This is a genomic window from Streptomyces sp. A18 (genome assembly GCF_059026065.1).
This window is the reverse complement of record NZ_JBWLKL010000016.1, coordinates 140253-152944: the sequence shown is the minus strand read 5'-3', so window position 1 is coordinate 152944 and position 12692 is coordinate 140253. Positions and strand designations below refer to the sequence as shown.

General features: G+C 69.1%; 17 protein-coding genes and 1 pseudogene. 6 read left to right on the top strand and 12 right to left on the bottom strand.

The window, feature by feature from the left end:
• A pseudogene (locus AC5P1C_RS24730) lies at positions 1-236 on the bottom strand (acyltransferase family protein); the annotation flags it as partial.
• 234 nt (positions 237-470) lie between these two features.
• Complete coding sequence (locus tag AC5P1C_RS24725; protein ID WP_493868110.1) at positions 471-809, bottom strand: hypothetical protein; 339 nt, start codon at positions 807-809, stop codon at positions 471-473.
• Between the two features lie 305 nt (positions 810-1114).
• Here AC5P1C_RS24725 and AC5P1C_RS24720 point away from each other — a divergent pair, with 305 nt between their 5' ends.
• Together AC5P1C_RS24720 and AC5P1C_RS24715 are read left to right on the top strand one after the other, a co-directional pair.
• The gene (locus AC5P1C_RS24720) at positions 1115-1690 is read left to right on the top strand and encodes a TerD family protein (protein WP_493868109.1); all 576 of its coding nucleotides are present in this window, start codon (positions 1115-1117) and stop codon (positions 1688-1690) included.
• A gap of 128 nt (positions 1691-1818) precedes the next feature.
• A complete protein-coding gene (locus AC5P1C_RS24715; RefSeq protein WP_493868108.1) occupies positions 1819-2403 on the top strand; it encodes a TerD family protein in 585 nt (194 codons plus the stop codon).
• Positions 2404-2458: 55 nt separating this feature from the next.
• Here the strand turns inward: AC5P1C_RS24715 and AC5P1C_RS24710 are convergent, their stop codons facing one another.
• The 4 genes from AC5P1C_RS24710 to AC5P1C_RS24695 form a co-directional block, all read right to left on the bottom strand.
• Positions 2459-3112, bottom strand: coding sequence for an HD domain-containing protein (locus tag AC5P1C_RS24710; protein WP_493868107.1), 654 nt, complete (start codon positions 3110-3112; stop codon positions 2459-2461).
• Between the two features lie 55 nt (positions 3113-3167).
• Entirely contained in the window at positions 3168-4049 is an 882-nt protein-coding gene (locus AC5P1C_RS24705; protein WP_493868106.1) for a trypsin-like serine peptidase, read from the bottom strand.
• A 173-nt stretch (positions 4050-4222) separates the two neighbouring features.
• A complete protein-coding gene (locus AC5P1C_RS24700; RefSeq protein ID WP_493868105.1) occupies positions 4223-4801 on the bottom strand; it encodes a dihydrofolate reductase family protein in 579 nt (192 codons plus the stop codon).
• Between the two features lie 124 nt (positions 4802-4925).
• Positions 4926-5903, bottom strand: coding sequence for a helix-turn-helix transcriptional regulator (locus tag AC5P1C_RS24695; protein WP_493868104.1), 978 nt, complete (start codon positions 5901-5903; stop codon positions 4926-4928).
• Positions 5904-6046: 143 nt separating this feature from the next.
• On the opposite strand from AC5P1C_RS24695, the gene AC5P1C_RS24690 reads away from it, so the two are divergent.
• Entirely contained in the window at positions 6047-6442 is a 396-nt protein-coding gene (locus tag AC5P1C_RS24690) for a RidA family protein (RefSeq protein WP_493868115.1), read from the top strand.
• Positions 6443-6514: 72 nt separating this feature from the next.
• On the opposite strand, the gene AC5P1C_RS24685 is transcribed toward AC5P1C_RS24690, so the two are convergent.
• Positions 6515-7402, bottom strand: coding sequence for a sigma-70 family RNA polymerase sigma factor (locus tag AC5P1C_RS24685; RefSeq protein WP_493868103.1), 888 nt, complete (start codon positions 7400-7402; stop codon positions 6515-6517).
• Positions 7403-7493: 91 nt separating this feature from the next.
• Between AC5P1C_RS24685 and AC5P1C_RS24680 the strand changes: the two genes are divergently transcribed.
• Positions 7494-7943, top strand: a complete 450-nt coding sequence (locus AC5P1C_RS24680) for a carboxymuconolactone decarboxylase family protein (RefSeq protein ID WP_493868114.1) — start codon at positions 7494-7496, stop codon at positions 7941-7943.
• 101 nt (positions 7944-8044) lie between these two features.
• Entirely contained in the window at positions 8045-8851 is an 807-nt protein-coding gene (locus tag AC5P1C_RS24675) for a class I SAM-dependent methyltransferase (RefSeq protein WP_493868102.1), read from the top strand.
• Between the two features lie 34 nt (positions 8852-8885).
• Here the strand turns inward: AC5P1C_RS24675 and AC5P1C_RS24670 are convergent, their stop codons facing one another.
• The 4 genes from AC5P1C_RS24670 to AC5P1C_RS24655 are packed head-to-tail and all read right to left on the bottom strand — an operon-like array spanning position 8886 to position 11002.
• The gene (locus AC5P1C_RS24670; RefSeq protein ID WP_493868101.1) at positions 8886-9353 is read right to left on the bottom strand and encodes an NUDIX hydrolase; all 468 of its coding nucleotides are present in this window, start codon (positions 9351-9353) and stop codon (positions 8886-8888) included.
• Between the two features lie 41 nt (positions 9354-9394).
• The gene (locus tag AC5P1C_RS24665; protein WP_493868100.1) at positions 9395-10156 is read right to left on the bottom strand and encodes a DUF899 family protein; all 762 of its coding nucleotides are present in this window, start codon (positions 10154-10156) and stop codon (positions 9395-9397) included.
• Positions 10149-10508, bottom strand: coding sequence for an ArsR/SmtB family transcription factor (locus AC5P1C_RS24660; protein WP_493868099.1), 360 nt, complete (start codon positions 10506-10508; stop codon positions 10149-10151). The genes AC5P1C_RS24665 and AC5P1C_RS24660 overlap by 8 nt, the downstream gene beginning before the upstream one ends.
• Positions 10505-11002, bottom strand: coding sequence for an SRPBCC family protein (locus AC5P1C_RS24655; protein ID WP_493868098.1), 498 nt, complete (start codon positions 11000-11002; stop codon positions 10505-10507). Before AC5P1C_RS24655 ends, AC5P1C_RS24660 begins: the two co-directional genes overlap by 4 nt.
• A gap of 262 nt (positions 11003-11264) precedes the next feature.
• On the opposite strand from AC5P1C_RS24655, the gene AC5P1C_RS24650 reads away from it, so the two are divergent.
• The gene (locus AC5P1C_RS24650; RefSeq protein WP_493868097.1) at positions 11265-11807 is read left to right on the top strand and encodes a GNAT family N-acetyltransferase; all 543 of its coding nucleotides are present in this window, start codon (positions 11265-11267) and stop codon (positions 11805-11807) included.
• 51 nt (positions 11808-11858) lie between these two features.
• Here the strand turns inward: AC5P1C_RS24650 and arsM are convergent, their stop codons facing one another.
• Positions 11859-12665: an arsenite methyltransferase gene (arsM, locus tag AC5P1C_RS24645; RefSeq protein WP_493868096.1), complete on the bottom strand. Its 807-nt coding sequence runs from the start codon at positions 12663-12665 to the stop codon at positions 11859-11861.
• Positions 12666-12692 lie beyond the last annotated feature (27 nt).

Below are 12692 nucleotides of genomic sequence, written 5' to 3'. Positions count from 1 at the left end.
GCGGGCATGTGGAAGGTGTAGACGGTGATGTAGAGCGCGGCCGCCGCCCTGCTGTCACCGCGCAGCGGCTCCCACGCATGGCCCATCGCCACCAGCACGATCGCCAGGTACTTGGCGTTGTCGAAGAACGAGTCCCGCTTCTTGGCCGGCCTCCCTGCCCGCGCCGCTGCGCCGCCCGGTACTGCCCCGCCGCCGGACGCCTCCTCGAGGGCGGTAGTGGGCCGCTGCGGGGGCAGCGGTATCCCGTGAGTGCTCGTGGACCGCAGCGTGTCGCTCAAGATGCCTCCCGCAGTGAACCCATACCTGCGCAATCACGTCTTACGACTAATGCGGGTACCACGCTGTCGCAGAACATTCCCCGCACCCTGCCACGCGCATCTACAGAGCTGTAAAACCTCACTGCTGGCGGTGGCGTGGTGGTAGCGGGTCGGTCGGCAACCCGCTGTCGCGAAGACAGGTACGGGGCGGGGTCACGCCTGACTGAGGATGACCAGCAGCGCCATGCCCTCGGCGACGACCTGGGTGGCGAGGGCGGCTTTCCGCATCCGCGCGGCCGGTGCGGCCAGGGCGAAGAGGAGCGCCATGGCGCCGACACCCGTACTCCACCAGAACAGCCAGCCGGGCAGTCCGGATGCGCACTGCTCGCCGTACGTCATACAGCGTGAAGTCCGCTCCGAGGCGAGAACCAACACACCGGCCGCCACCACCATCGGCACGAACAGGAGGGCGGCCACGGAGGCCCACAACCGCGTGCGGTCCTTCGTCGACACGGGCTGGGGAGCGGCGGGGACGGGGGCGGATGCGTTCATGCCCTCATCCAACTTGGGCGACCCCCTCCGCACAGCCGCCCAGATACTCAGATCCCGGGCCCCGCGTACTCAGGCGGCATGGGCCCATTCGGGTGCCCATCGCAGGTGCCAGCGGGCGGGCCTTGCTGCGCGTCTCCCCCTGTCCGAGCAAGAGCGCCGCGAACGGCTACGTCAACACACCGCCACACGTGGCTGATTCGGTGCCGCCGCCGACCGCGTCACCCTTCCATATCCTCTACAGTGCTGTAGATTTTTTTCCGGGCCCGCGCTGCGTGCCCACACGTGAGACACCGAGGAGGAGAGCAGTGGGAGTTTCCCTGGCCAAGGGTGGCAACGTCTCGCTCAGCAAGGAGGCCCCCGGCCTGACCGCCGTACTGGTGGGTCTGGGCTGGGACGTGCGCACCACCACGGGCACCGACTACGACCTCGATGCGTCCGCCCTGCTGGTGGACGAGTCCGGGAAGGTCCCGTCCAGCCAGCACTTCGTCTTCTACAACAACCTCAAGAGCCCCGACGGTTCGGTCGAGCACACCGGCGACAACCTCACCGGCGAGGGCGAGGGTGACGACGAAGTCGTCAAGGTGAACCTCTCCACCGTGCCCGCCGAGGTTTCGAAGATCGTCTTCCCGGTGTCGATCCACGACGCCGAGAGCCGCGGCCACAGCTTCGGCCAGGTCCGCAACGCCTTCATCCGGGTCGTCAACCAGGACGGCGGCACCGAACTCGCCCGCTACGACCTCTCCGAGGACGCCGCCACCGAGACCGCGATGATCTTCGGCGAGCTCTACCGCAACGGCGCGGAGTGGAAGTTCCGTGCCGTGGGCCAGGGTTACGCGTCCGGTCTGTCCGGCATCGCGAACGACTTCGGCGTCAACGCCTGACAGCACGGGCTTCGGCCTCGGTGTCCGGCGACACCACCTTGCAGTCCCCCGCCGCTCGCATCGCGACCCAGCGCATGCGGGCGGCGGCGCCCGCGTCCTTCCACCATCTCCCCACCAGGCGGCCTCACATGTCATCCGTGAACCTGTCCAAGGGCCAGCAGATCAGCCTCAGCAAGTCCGACGGCGGCGCCCTCAACGTCGTACGCATGGGGCTCGGCTGGCAGGCCGCCCCACGCAAGGGGTTCCTCGCCAAGCTGACCGGGAACCGCGAGATCGACCTCGACGCCTCCGCCGTGCTCATCGCCGGCAAGGAGGTCGTCGACGTCGTCTTCTTCCAGCAGCTCACCAGCAAGGACGGCTCGGTCCAGCACAGCGGCGACAACCTGGTCGGTGGCACGGGACAGGGCGACGACGAATCCATCGTCGTCGACCTCCAACGCGTCCCGGTACACATCGACCAGATCATCTTCACCGTCAACTCCTTCACCGGGCAGACCTTTGCGGAGGTCCAGAACGCCTACTGCCGCCTCATCGACGAGTCCAACAGCCAGGAACTCGCCCGCTACACCCTCACCGGCGGCGGCAGCAACACCGCCCAGATCATGGCCAAGGTCCACCGCTCCGGCAACGGCTGGCAGATGGCAGCCATCGGCGAACCCGCGACCGGCCGCATCTTCCAGGACCTGCTGCCCGCGATCACCCGCCACCTGTAGTCGCGACACCAGGGCTACCGGCGTATCGCCGAATGACTGAGCGCACAGGGGGCTGTCACTGCGGTGAGTCGCTGCCGCGAGACCACCCGCGCTTCTCTCCTTCATCGATGAGGCGCCGCCCGGCCTCCCACAGCGCGTGGGAGGCATCTCCGATCACGGCCTTGCGACTGCGCACGTCGTCCGCCGTGACGCCCGGTGTCCGCCAAGTGCCGCCGCGCGCCATCCAGTTGAGCAGCAGTGGCTGAAGCCGGTCCATGGCCTTGGCGAAGCGGGCTTCGGGAGTGTCGCGTGCTTCGAACTCGTCCCACAGGGCCCGGATACGCCGTGCCTGATCGTCGGGCAACAACGCGAACAGATCATCAGCAGCTGCCACTTCCCGCTCCTGCTGATCCAACCCGGCGGCACCGTCGTAGAGCGGGGTGTCCCCTGCGTAGATCTCAATGAGGTCGTGGATGAGGACGAGTTGGACGGTGTGTCCCACATCGATGGGCTCGTCGGAGTATTCGGCCAAGAGCACCACCATCATCGCCAGGTGCCATGAGTGCTCGGCGTCGTTCTCGCGGCGCTGGACCGCGGCAAGCGGCGACTGCCGCAGGATCGCCTTCAGCTGATCCACCTCGATGAGAAAGGTGAACTGCTTGCGCAACCGCTCGTCCAGATCCTCGGGGAACGGCGTCTTGTCTGCCAGCAAGCCCCTGTCATCGCTCATAGAGGCATCGTCACATGAGGCAGCCCCGGGCGGCGCGATCACAGCGCCGCGGCACTCACAACTGCTCGGCTCGCGCCTTGAGTTCCGCCGCCACCGGGCCAAGGATCTCCCCCTGGGCAACCGAGCCGCCCTCCGCCGCGTCGCCGAAACTGTTCACGGAGACCAGTTCGCCCAGCCCCGTCTTCTCCTCCAAGTCGGCCAGCCAGGGCCCGCCGCTGGATCCGCCTTCCATCGGGCAGCGCACGCTCTGGGTGCCTCCGGATGTGGTCGACGTGCTGCCCTCGCAGTACATGAGCCGTTCGCCGCGCTGCTCCTGGCTGTCGGGGTAGCCGAAGACGGTCACCTTGCCGCCGGGCTTGCGGCCCTGGGCCAAGGTCTGGCCGCCGACCGCGTCGGTCAGTGTCCTGCCCTTCTGCGGGTCCACCACGACTGCGGCGACGTCGGTCCTGGCGTCCTGCTCCCAACTGCGCGGCATCGCGACCGCCCGCACCACGAACGCCCCGTACGGGCGCTTGCCTTCGTCGTAGCCCGGCACGAAGACCATGTTGGTGTAGTGGTTTCCCGGGGAGGCGGGCAGCTGTACGCAGTGGCCGGCGGTCAGCACCGCGGAGCGGTTGCGGCTTTGGACCGCGGTGGCGGTGCAGTAGGAGTCCTGGCCCTTCTCGTTGGTGAAGAAGAGGCGTCCCACCGTCTTCATGGCCTCGCCGCGCCAGGGTTTGACGGACGCGGCGTCGTGGCCGAGCTCGACGCCCGCGGCGACCTCGTGCATCCGATCCGCGGTCCAGTACGCGAGGGTCTCCTGGCGCTCGGCCTCGGTGAACTTCACCGTAGTGAGTGCCGCCTCAGCGCTCGGCGGCCTCGTACTGCCGATCGGGTCTCCGGACCCGACGGCCACGACGGTGGCGGCAGCCAGCATGGGCGCGATGATCCAGCGCATGGCCTCACACCTCCTGCCCGGATGCGGCACGTGCGGCACAGGCAACGTGCGGCACAGGCAACACATGCGGCTCATGGGCTCGGGACATACCCCGGGTACGAGGTTATGCGAGGGCCGGACGATCCGCCTGTCGAGAGCCCGGATCCCTCTGCCATCCTGCGAATCTGCCCAGGTCAGTGGAGGGTGGGGCGGTAGATGAGCTCCTGTGTGTGGCCGTCGAGCGTGCGGTGCTCGATCAGTTCGAGGTCGAAGTCGGCCGCACCGCGGAAAATCGGGTCCACCCCGGTCTGACCGGTGATCACCGGGAAGAGCGTCACCTGAACGCGGTCGACCAGACCGGCAGCCATCAGCGAACGGTTCATCGACAGGCTGCCGTGCGAACGCAGCGGGACCGGGGACTCCTTCTTGAGCCGGGCGACGACGTCGACCGCGTCACCGCTCACCAGGGTCGCGTTCGGCCAGTCGAGGGGCGCTTCGAGCGTCGTCGACACCACGGTGGTCGGCAGGTTCCTCATCCGGGTGTTCACCGGGTCACTGACCTCGGCCTCCGCGGTGCTCGGGCCCAGCAGCTGAACGAACTGCCGGAAGGTGTTGGCTCCCAGGACCATCCGCTGTTCCTCGTTGTATGCGGCGAGGCGGCGGTCGAGGAACTCGGGGCCCTGCTTGCCCCAGTAGCCGCCCCAGTCGCCGCCGCTGTAGGAGCCAAAGCCGTCGAGGCTGCAGAAGACGTCGAACGTGTACGTGACGGTCATGATGCTCTCCTCGGGTGCGGGGCTTCGACACTGACACTGACCTGGGCTTCGGCGGCCTTTGCCTTCATAGACCCGGCGCGCACCCGAAACTCATCGTTTTGGCGACCCGCTCGGCTTCGCACCCTCAGGATGTTGCGTCCCCATAGCGTGCGGCGAGCGCCGCGGCCCGGTCGCGCAGGGAGATGCGCAACGACTGCGGAGCCAGGGCTTCCGCGTCCGTGCTGAGCTGCCACAGCGCCCAATCGGCGTGACGGGAATCCTGGAAGGTCACCTCCAGCCGCAGCCAGCCGTCCGCGTCGGGTTCTTCCGCGCGGACAGCCAGCGCGGTGTCCAGCAACTCCTCCCGCCGCATCGGATTCACCCGTACCAGCACGGTGATGTGGTCGCCGCCGGAGAGGAACTGCGCGGAGCGTTCCCGCCAGATCCGGTCCAGGTCGACCCGGTTGGGTCGCACGGCCGCTTCGGGAAGTTCCTCGGCGGCCACCACCCGCGACAGGCGGTAGGTGCGGTCCTCGCCGGATCTCGTGGCCAGCAAGTAGCCCCGGTCGCGTACGGTGACCAGGCCGATGGGGTCCACCGTGCGCCACTGCGGCGGCTGGCCCGTGGCCGCGTAGTGGATGCGCAGTTTGTGTCCGGCGAGCACCGCGCGCCTGACCTCGCTCATGGTGGTGCTGGGTACGTCCTCCATGACCAGCCGGCGTGACAGTAGGTCGGTCTCCGGGTCGACGAGGAATCGCTGGGCCGCGTCGCTCGCGGAGGCCCGGCTGCTCTCCGGCAGCGCGTCGACCACCTTCCGCAGGGCCGAGGCGAGCGCTGTTCCGAGGCCGAACACCTGCTCGCCGCGCCCCGATCCGGCGGTCAGCACGGCGAGGGCCTCGTCGTGATTCAGTCCGGTGAGCTCGGTGTGGAAGCCGGGCAACAGCGCGAACCCGCCGTGCCTGCCGCGTTCCGCGTAGACCGGGACGCCGGCCGCGGACAGTACCTCGATGTCCCGCAGCACGGTGCGGGTGGACACCTCCAGCTCGCGGGCCAGTGTGTCCGCCGTCATCCGACCGTGCCGGCGCAGCAGGAGCACCAGTGAGACCAACCGGTCGGCGCGCATGGGAAAACCCTAGCGAAATACATGACTGAGGGTGTCGTGATTTGTTGAGAGGCTCGTTGACGCGACGTCAAAGCCTGTGGCCCCGGCGGCTGTCGAGCCGATGACTGCGCACCTCCCATGAATCGAATGGAGCTGAAGTGGCAGTGGAACGAACGGCGATCAACCCGGTGACGTGGTCGGTGGACATGGGATTCAACCAGGGTGAGGTCGTCTCCGGTCACACACGGACCCTGTACATCTCGGGGCAGACCGCGATGAGCGGTGACGGCAAGCCCCAGCATGACGGTGACATCGCGGCGCAGTTGGCGCTCAGCGTCGACAACCTGGAGGGCGTCCTCGGCGAGGCCGGCATGTCGCTCGCCGACCTCGTCCGCCTCAACGTCTACACGACCGACGTCGACCTGCTCCTCCAGCACTACGGCGTGCTGGCGGCCCGGTTGGGCGCTGCCCGGGTGGCGCCGACCTCCACGATGCTCGGCGTGACGCGACTGGCGATCCCCGGCCAGATGGTCGAGCTCGAAGGGACCGCCGTCGCGTGATGCGACCTCACCGGCCCTGATGCTCCTGCCGGTTGAACCGCACGAGCAGCAGGGCCGGTGCCATCCACCGAGCTACGCCGGATCCGGCAAGTCCATCAGCGCCAGCTTGGCAGGGGCGATCACCACCGTGATATCGGCGATTCGGCCGTCGACGACGGCGAACGCGAGGACCGAGAGCGGGGTGCCGTCCTCGCGCCAGGACATGACCCCGGGAAGGCCGTTGACGAGTACCGCCCGCCCTTGCGCGGCGGCGCCGGCGGACAGTTGCGCGCCGGCCGCGACCTTGGTGGCGCCGAGGGTGACGACCACGCCGGCTGCGGTGTCGACGGTCAGTTTCACCTCGGGGTCGAGTACCCGCAGCAACTCCTCGAATTCGCCCCGGCGGGCCGCCGCCAGGAAGGCCTGGACCACCTCTCGCTGCTCCCGGCCGGTGCCGGTCGGCCGCTCGACCGCCCGCACCTTTCTGCGGGCGCGGCTGGCGAGCATCTTGGTGGCGGCGGTGGACTTGCCGAGGATCTGGCTGATCTCGTCGAACGGCACGGCGAACAGGTCGTGCAGTACGAACGCAAGCCGCTCGCTCGGCCCGAGCGACTCCAGGACGACGAGCAGCGCGACCCCGACCGAGTCGGCGAGCACTGCGTCGTCCTCGGGAACAGGACCGTCGTCAAGCGTCACCACGAGTTCGGGCAGGCCGACGTCGTAGGACGCCTCCGGGCGTGCCTGGCGCGAGCGCAGGACGTCGAGGCTGATCCGGCCGACCACCGTGGTCAGCCAGCCGACGAGATTGTGGATGGTCGCCGCGTCCTGGCGCGAGAGCCGCAGCCAGGCCTCCTGGACCGCGTCCTCGGCATCCGCGTGCGATCCGAGCATGCGGTGGGCGACCGCGCGCAGCCGGTCGCGCTGGGCCTCGAAAGCCTGGGCCATCGGGTCCGTCGCTTCGGTCGGGCTGGTGTCGGTCATGTAGTTACCTTTCTCGGCTCTGCTCCGTCATGGGTGATGACGGGCCCGAAGGGGCGCAGGTAACCGATGAAGGAGCCACATGCCACACCGTATGGAAGCACGCATGAACGTCCCGGCGAACCCCGATGTGACCACTGCGATACAGCACCTCTACAAGGCACTTCACTCCGGGGGCGTGGACACGCGCCTGCTGTCGCTCGTCCATCTGCGGACCAGCCAGATCAACGGATGCAGCCCGTGCGTCTTCGCCGCGATCGAGGCGGCACGCAAGTCCGGGGAGACGGACGAGCGGCTGCACAACGTGGTCGCGTGGCGCGAGACGCCCTTCTACACCGAGGAGGAGCGGGCGGCCCTCGCCCTTGCCGAGGCCGCCACCCGGATCCAGGACGGTGCGCCGGGCGTGACGGACGAGATCTGGGATGCCGCCGCCGACCACTTCAGTGAGGAGCAACTGGGCGCGATCACGCTGGAGATCGCGATGACCAACTTCTTCAACCGGATCAACCGCACGCTACGAGAGCAGGCCGGCAAGACCTGGTGACGTGAGCCGGGGCGTGCCCGGCCGTCGTTCGTACGCGGCGATGCGCGCGCCCTCCCCGGGAAGGGGCGACGCGCAGGGGCCGGGTCGGGGATCGTGGTGGCATGACGGAGCACAGGTTCGACGTGTGGGCCGCCGGGGACGCCTACGAGCGCTACATGGGCCGGTGGAGTCGTCTGGTCGCGGATGAGTTCGTGGCGTGGCTGGACTGCGGGGACGGTTTGCGGTGGCTCGACGTGGGCTGCGGGACGGGGGCGTTGACCGCGGCGGTGGCCGCGCGATGTCGGCCCCGGCAGGTGGTGGGGGTAGACCGGTCCGCCGGGTTCGTGGCTGCGGCGCGTGCCGCTCTCCCCTCGGCGTCCTTCGCCGTCGCCGACGGGCAGTCGCTGCCAGTGCGTCCTGCGGAGTGCGATGTTTCCGTCAGCGGCTTGGTGCTCAACTTCCTTCCCGCGCCAGGTGCGGCGGTGGCCGAGGCGGCGCGGGCCGTGCGGCCGGGCGGGCGGGTCGCCGCGTATGTGTGGGACTACACCGAGGGCATGGCGTTCCTGCGTCACTTCTGGGATGCGGCGGTCGCGGTGGATCCGTCGGCCTCCGCACTGGACGAGGGCCGGCGGTTCTCGGGGTGCGACCCGGACCGCCTCCGAGTGCTGTGGACGGAGGCTGGGCTCGTCGACGTGGCTGTCGCTCCGCTGGAGGTGGCCACCGTCTTCGCCGGCTTCCCTGATCTGTGGGAGCCGTTCCTGGCCGGGCAGGGCCCCGCCCCCGGCTACGTCGCCACCCTTGCCCCGGACGCCCGCGACCGGCTGCGCGAAACGTTGCGCGAGGGCGTGCCGACGCGGCCGGACGGGTCGATCGTGCTCACCGCTCGCGCGTGGGCAGTCCAGGGACGGCGGGCCCGCATCAGCGCCTGAGAGCGGCGGTCCGTGTTCTGGCGCGGCCATGCCTTCAGTGCTGGATGAGGCCGCCGACCGGGACAGGATCGACGTGGCCGGTTGCCGGGAGGACCTCCGCCAGGGCGAGGCCGATGTCGACGAGCGATGACCGGCGCAGGCCGGTGACATCGGAGACCGGAGTCCAGGCTGACTCGGCGATGTCGCCGTTCGGCTCGGGCCGGAGCCGGCCGCCAGTGATACGGACCCGGTAGAAGATGCCGACATTCTGGTGCTCGACTCCCGCACGTGCGGCGGCCGCAGGGATCACCCGTGAGTCGACTCCCAGCAGGCGATCCACCACGGCGGCGCATCCGGTCTCCTCGGCGACCTCCCGGATCACCGCGTCGAAGGGATCCTCGCCCTGCTCGACCCTGCCGCCCGGGAGCGTCCAGTTGCTCGCGCCCTCCGGTGATACGTGGCGGGTGAGCAGTACCCGCCGGTCCTCGATGCACACGGCGTACGCCGCCAACCGGAAACTCATCCCCCGCACCTCCCGCCGGGGACCCTACCCAACAGGTGATGTCACGGCGTACCTCCGAGGTCGTCGGAGCGCCCGGCTTCGAGGCGCGACCACTGGGGAATGGGGCGTCCGTTGGTCCGCATCTGATCGTCGTCCGGTGATTTCTGCACGCGGGGCCAGCCGGTGGGCGAGTCCTCCCACAACTCCTGTCGTCCGTACACGGTGAGGTCCATGAGCGCGAGGCTGTAGTCCATCTCCTCTACGCCGCGCAGGGTCGTCCAGTAGGTCTCGAAGACCCGGTCGCCGTCCCGCAGGTAACACACGAGGTGCATCATCCCGACGTGGCGCCCCACGAGGAGTTCGTCCAGGGACGGGAGTGCGGAGTACCACGGCACGGGCCAGTCCATGAAGTCGCGGTAGCGCCTGCTCTCCTCGTAGGGGCCCTGGCAGAAGACCGCGTACGTGATGTCGCGCGAGTGAAGGTACGACAGCTCCTGGACCTGGCTGGTGACCCAGGTGCAGCCTTCACACTGCTCGACCGCGGTGTGGCCGGGGTGCCACATGAAGTAGTACGCGATGAGCTGCCGACGCCCTTCGAACGCGTCGAGCAGAGTGACCGGACCGTCGGGCCCGGTCAGCTCGAGGTCGGCTGCCACCTCGACCATGGGCAGGCGGCGTCGGGTCGCGGCGATCGCGTCGCCTTCGCGGGTGTGCGCCTTCTCCCGGACCCGCAGTCCGTCCAGTTCGGCCTGGAAGACGGCTCGGTCGACCACTGGCGGAAACGCCGGCGCGGGGTCGACGGTCCTCTTCTCTTGGTCAGTCACGGTCCTGTCCCATCGTCGCTTCATCGGCGGGGTCGCTCGCCGGACGCTCCGCCAGTTCCTTGATCCCCAGCAGGCGGGTCTCCCAGGAGCGGCTGATCCGGTCGAGTTCCCGGGCCAGTGCGCCGATCCGGGCACCGACGGCGAGGTGGACGACCTCGCGCCCGCGCTGCTCGGACTCCACAAGCCCGACCTCGCGCAGCACCTCCAAGTGCTTGCCGATCGCCTGCCGACTCACCGGCAGGACCCTGGCCAGCGCGGACGCCGACATGGCGCCCTGACCGAGCCGGGTGAGGATCTCCCAGCGTGTCGCATCTCCGAGCGCGGCGCACACGGAGGGGAGGGTGGCGGTCACGGGTGTGCCGCCGGGGCCGGCTCGCTCTTCTCGGTGAACGCCTTCGCGGCTTCGAGCTCGGTGAGCCACCCCTTGTCGTTGCCTTCGCGCTCCTTGAGCCACGCGGCCGGGTCGTCGGCGAGGCCGGAGAATCCGCTCTCCACTACGCGCAGGGTGACCCCGCCGCCGTCGCGCTCGTCGATCCAGAACTCGACCAGTGTCGAGGGTGTGGTCTCGTCGCGGGACGGGGTTCCGATCCAGCGGAATGCGGCGTAGCGGGGCTTGTCGAGCTGCACCGTACGGAACCGGAACTCGCCCAGCGAGGCATGGCGCAGCACGGCCACGTCGCCCTCGTACCGCAGGTCGGGCGCGGCCTCGACCGCACCGTCGTTGACGTACCAACCGGGCCGAACGACCAGCTCCCAGACCCGCTCGGCGGAGGCGTCGATGTCGATGTGCCGAGCGATGCGATCGAGCTCGGCCAGTTCAGCGGCGGTGTGGGCGGTGTCAGTCATGGGGCTCTCCCTCGGGAATCATCCGGGAATCATCTGCAACTCAATGGTTGCAGATCCGGCGCTCGACTGCAACCGGAAGGTTGCAGGTGCGGTCGATTCCGTCTCCCGCGTGGGCGCCCCCCTCCCCGGCGGGTCCGTTCTCGCGCGCGGGCGGCGGTCCCTCCCCGGCAGATCCGTTTCAGGTGGCGAGCTCCCATCCCTACATCCGCAGGTCGGACGGCAGGGCCACTGGAGTGTCAGAGGTGGCTGCCATGATCCCGGGATGAGCTCCGACGCCCCCACCCTGCAGCAGTTCACGTGTTCCAGCGCCGTAACTCCCCGCCTCCGGCGCGCCCTTGTCGAGTGCTGGGTCGAGGTCACCAACACGGGTGGCGCGGCCGGTTTCCCCTTCCCGCCTGTCGATGCCGACACCGTGGCCCCGGCCCTGGATCGCATCATCGACCTGCTCTCCCCGGAAACCAGTCGACTCCTCACGGCGACCGTGGGTGGGGAGTTGGCGGGCTGGCTCAACGTCCGTCGCGACCGGTTCGAGCTGGTCGCACACTGGGGCACGCTCCACCACGTCCAGACCCGCCCCGACGTACGCGGGCGCGGCATCGGACTTGCCCTCATGAGTGGAGTACGCGAGGTCGCCCGCAACGAGATGGGGCTGGAGCAGCTGCACCTCGCCGCCCGTAGCGACGTCGGACTGGAGGACTTCTACGGGCGGCTCGGCTGGAGGGAGGTCGGTCGGTGGCCGGATGCCCTCCGACTTGCCCCGGGCGACGATCGCGACGAGGTTCTCATGATCCTCGCTCCCCTCTGAACGCCACCCGGACGGCCACTTGGAGCCCGACCACTGCAGGCTCGTCGTCCGTCAGCCGCAGCAAGTACCCCGGTCCGTCGCCCCAGTTGACGGCACCAGCACCCGCTTGGCCCCCTCGGGCTTCGCCGCGCGGACGATCGCCGAGTGCATGCCATCGCCGACCTCGTGAGTCGGGGTGACCTCGACGGCGGTGAATCCGGCGGTCTCCAGTCCCTGCCGGTACTCGGCGAACGAGAGCGCTCCGGCGATGCAGCCCACGTATCCGCCGCGTTCGGCCCGGTCCTCGGGGGAGAGGCGATCCTCGGCCACTACGTCCGAGATACCGATCCGGCCACCGGGCGCCAGCACGCGGAACATCTCGGCGAAGACGGCCGGCTTGTCCACGGACAGATTGATCACGCAGTTGGAGATCACGACGTCGATCGTTCCGGCGGGCAGCGGCACTGACTCGATCGCACCCTTCAGGAACTCGACGTTGGCGGCCCCGGCCTTCTTCGCGTTGGCCAGTGCGAGAGCGAGCATCTCCTCGGTCATGTCGAGTCCGTAGACCTTGCCCGTCTCCCCTACCCGCCGGGCCGAGAGCAGGACATCGATGCCGCCGCCCGAGCCGAGGTCCAACACCCGCTCCCCTTCACGCAGTTCTGCGACAGCGAGCGGATTTCCACAGCCGAGGGATGCCGCCACGGCCTCGCCGGGCAGAGCATCCCGCTCCTCCGCCCCGTACAGTCCGGAGCCGAAGTTTTCGTCGATCTCGACCGCCTCGGGGCCACAACAGGCCGTGCCACCGTCGATGACCTTGATGGCCGCTGCGGCGTAACCGGCCCGGACGCTCTCGCGGAGGTCGGACTGCTCACTCATGACGGAACTCCTTCCTCACTTCGAAGT

Excerpts from the sequence above, each read along its gene's own strand:
- AC5P1C_RS24725 (WP_493868110.1), bottom strand. The coding sequence starts at position 809 with ATGAACGCATCCGCCCCCGTCCCCGCCGCTCCCCAGCCCGTGTCGACG.
- AC5P1C_RS24715 (WP_493868108.1), top strand. The coding sequence starts at position 1,819 with ATGTCATCCGTGAACCTGTCCAAGGGCCAGCAGATCAGCCTCAGCAAG.
- AC5P1C_RS24710 (WP_493868107.1), bottom strand. The coding sequence starts at position 3,112 with ATGAGCGATGACAGGGGCTTGCTGGCAGACAAGACGCCGTTCCCCGAG.
- AC5P1C_RS24705 (WP_493868106.1), bottom strand. The coding sequence starts at position 4,049 with ATGCGCTGGATCATCGCGCCCATGCTGGCTGCCGCCACCGTCGTGGCC.
- AC5P1C_RS24700 (WP_493868105.1), bottom strand. The coding sequence starts at position 4,801 with ATGACCGTCACGTACACGTTCGACGTCTTCTGCAGCCTCGACGGCTTT.
- AC5P1C_RS24695 (WP_493868104.1), bottom strand. The coding sequence starts at position 5,903 with ATGCGCGCCGACCGGTTGGTCTCACTGGTGCTCCTGCTGCGCCGGCAC.
- AC5P1C_RS24685 (WP_493868103.1), bottom strand. The coding sequence starts at position 7,402 with ATGACCGACACCAGCCCGACCGAAGCGACGGACCCGATGGCCCAGGCT.
- AC5P1C_RS24680 (WP_493868114.1), top strand. The coding sequence starts at position 7,494 with ATGGAAGCACGCATGAACGTCCCGGCGAACCCCGATGTGACCACTGCG.
- AC5P1C_RS24675 (WP_493868102.1), top strand. The coding sequence starts at position 8,045 with ATGACGGAGCACAGGTTCGACGTGTGGGCCGCCGGGGACGCCTACGAG.
- AC5P1C_RS24670 (WP_493868101.1), bottom strand. The coding sequence starts at position 9,353 with ATGAGTTTCCGGTTGGCGGCGTACGCCGTGTGCATCGAGGACCGGCGG.
- AC5P1C_RS24655 (WP_493868098.1), bottom strand. The coding sequence starts at position 11,002 with ATGACTGACACCGCCCACACCGCCGCTGAACTGGCCGAGCTCGATCGC.
- AC5P1C_RS24650 (WP_493868097.1), top strand. The coding sequence starts at position 11,265 with ATGAGCTCCGACGCCCCCACCCTGCAGCAGTTCACGTGTTCCAGCGCC.
- arsM (WP_493868096.1), bottom strand. The coding sequence starts at position 12,665 with ATGAGTGAGCAGTCCGACCTCCGCGAGAGCGTCCGGGCCGGTTACGCC.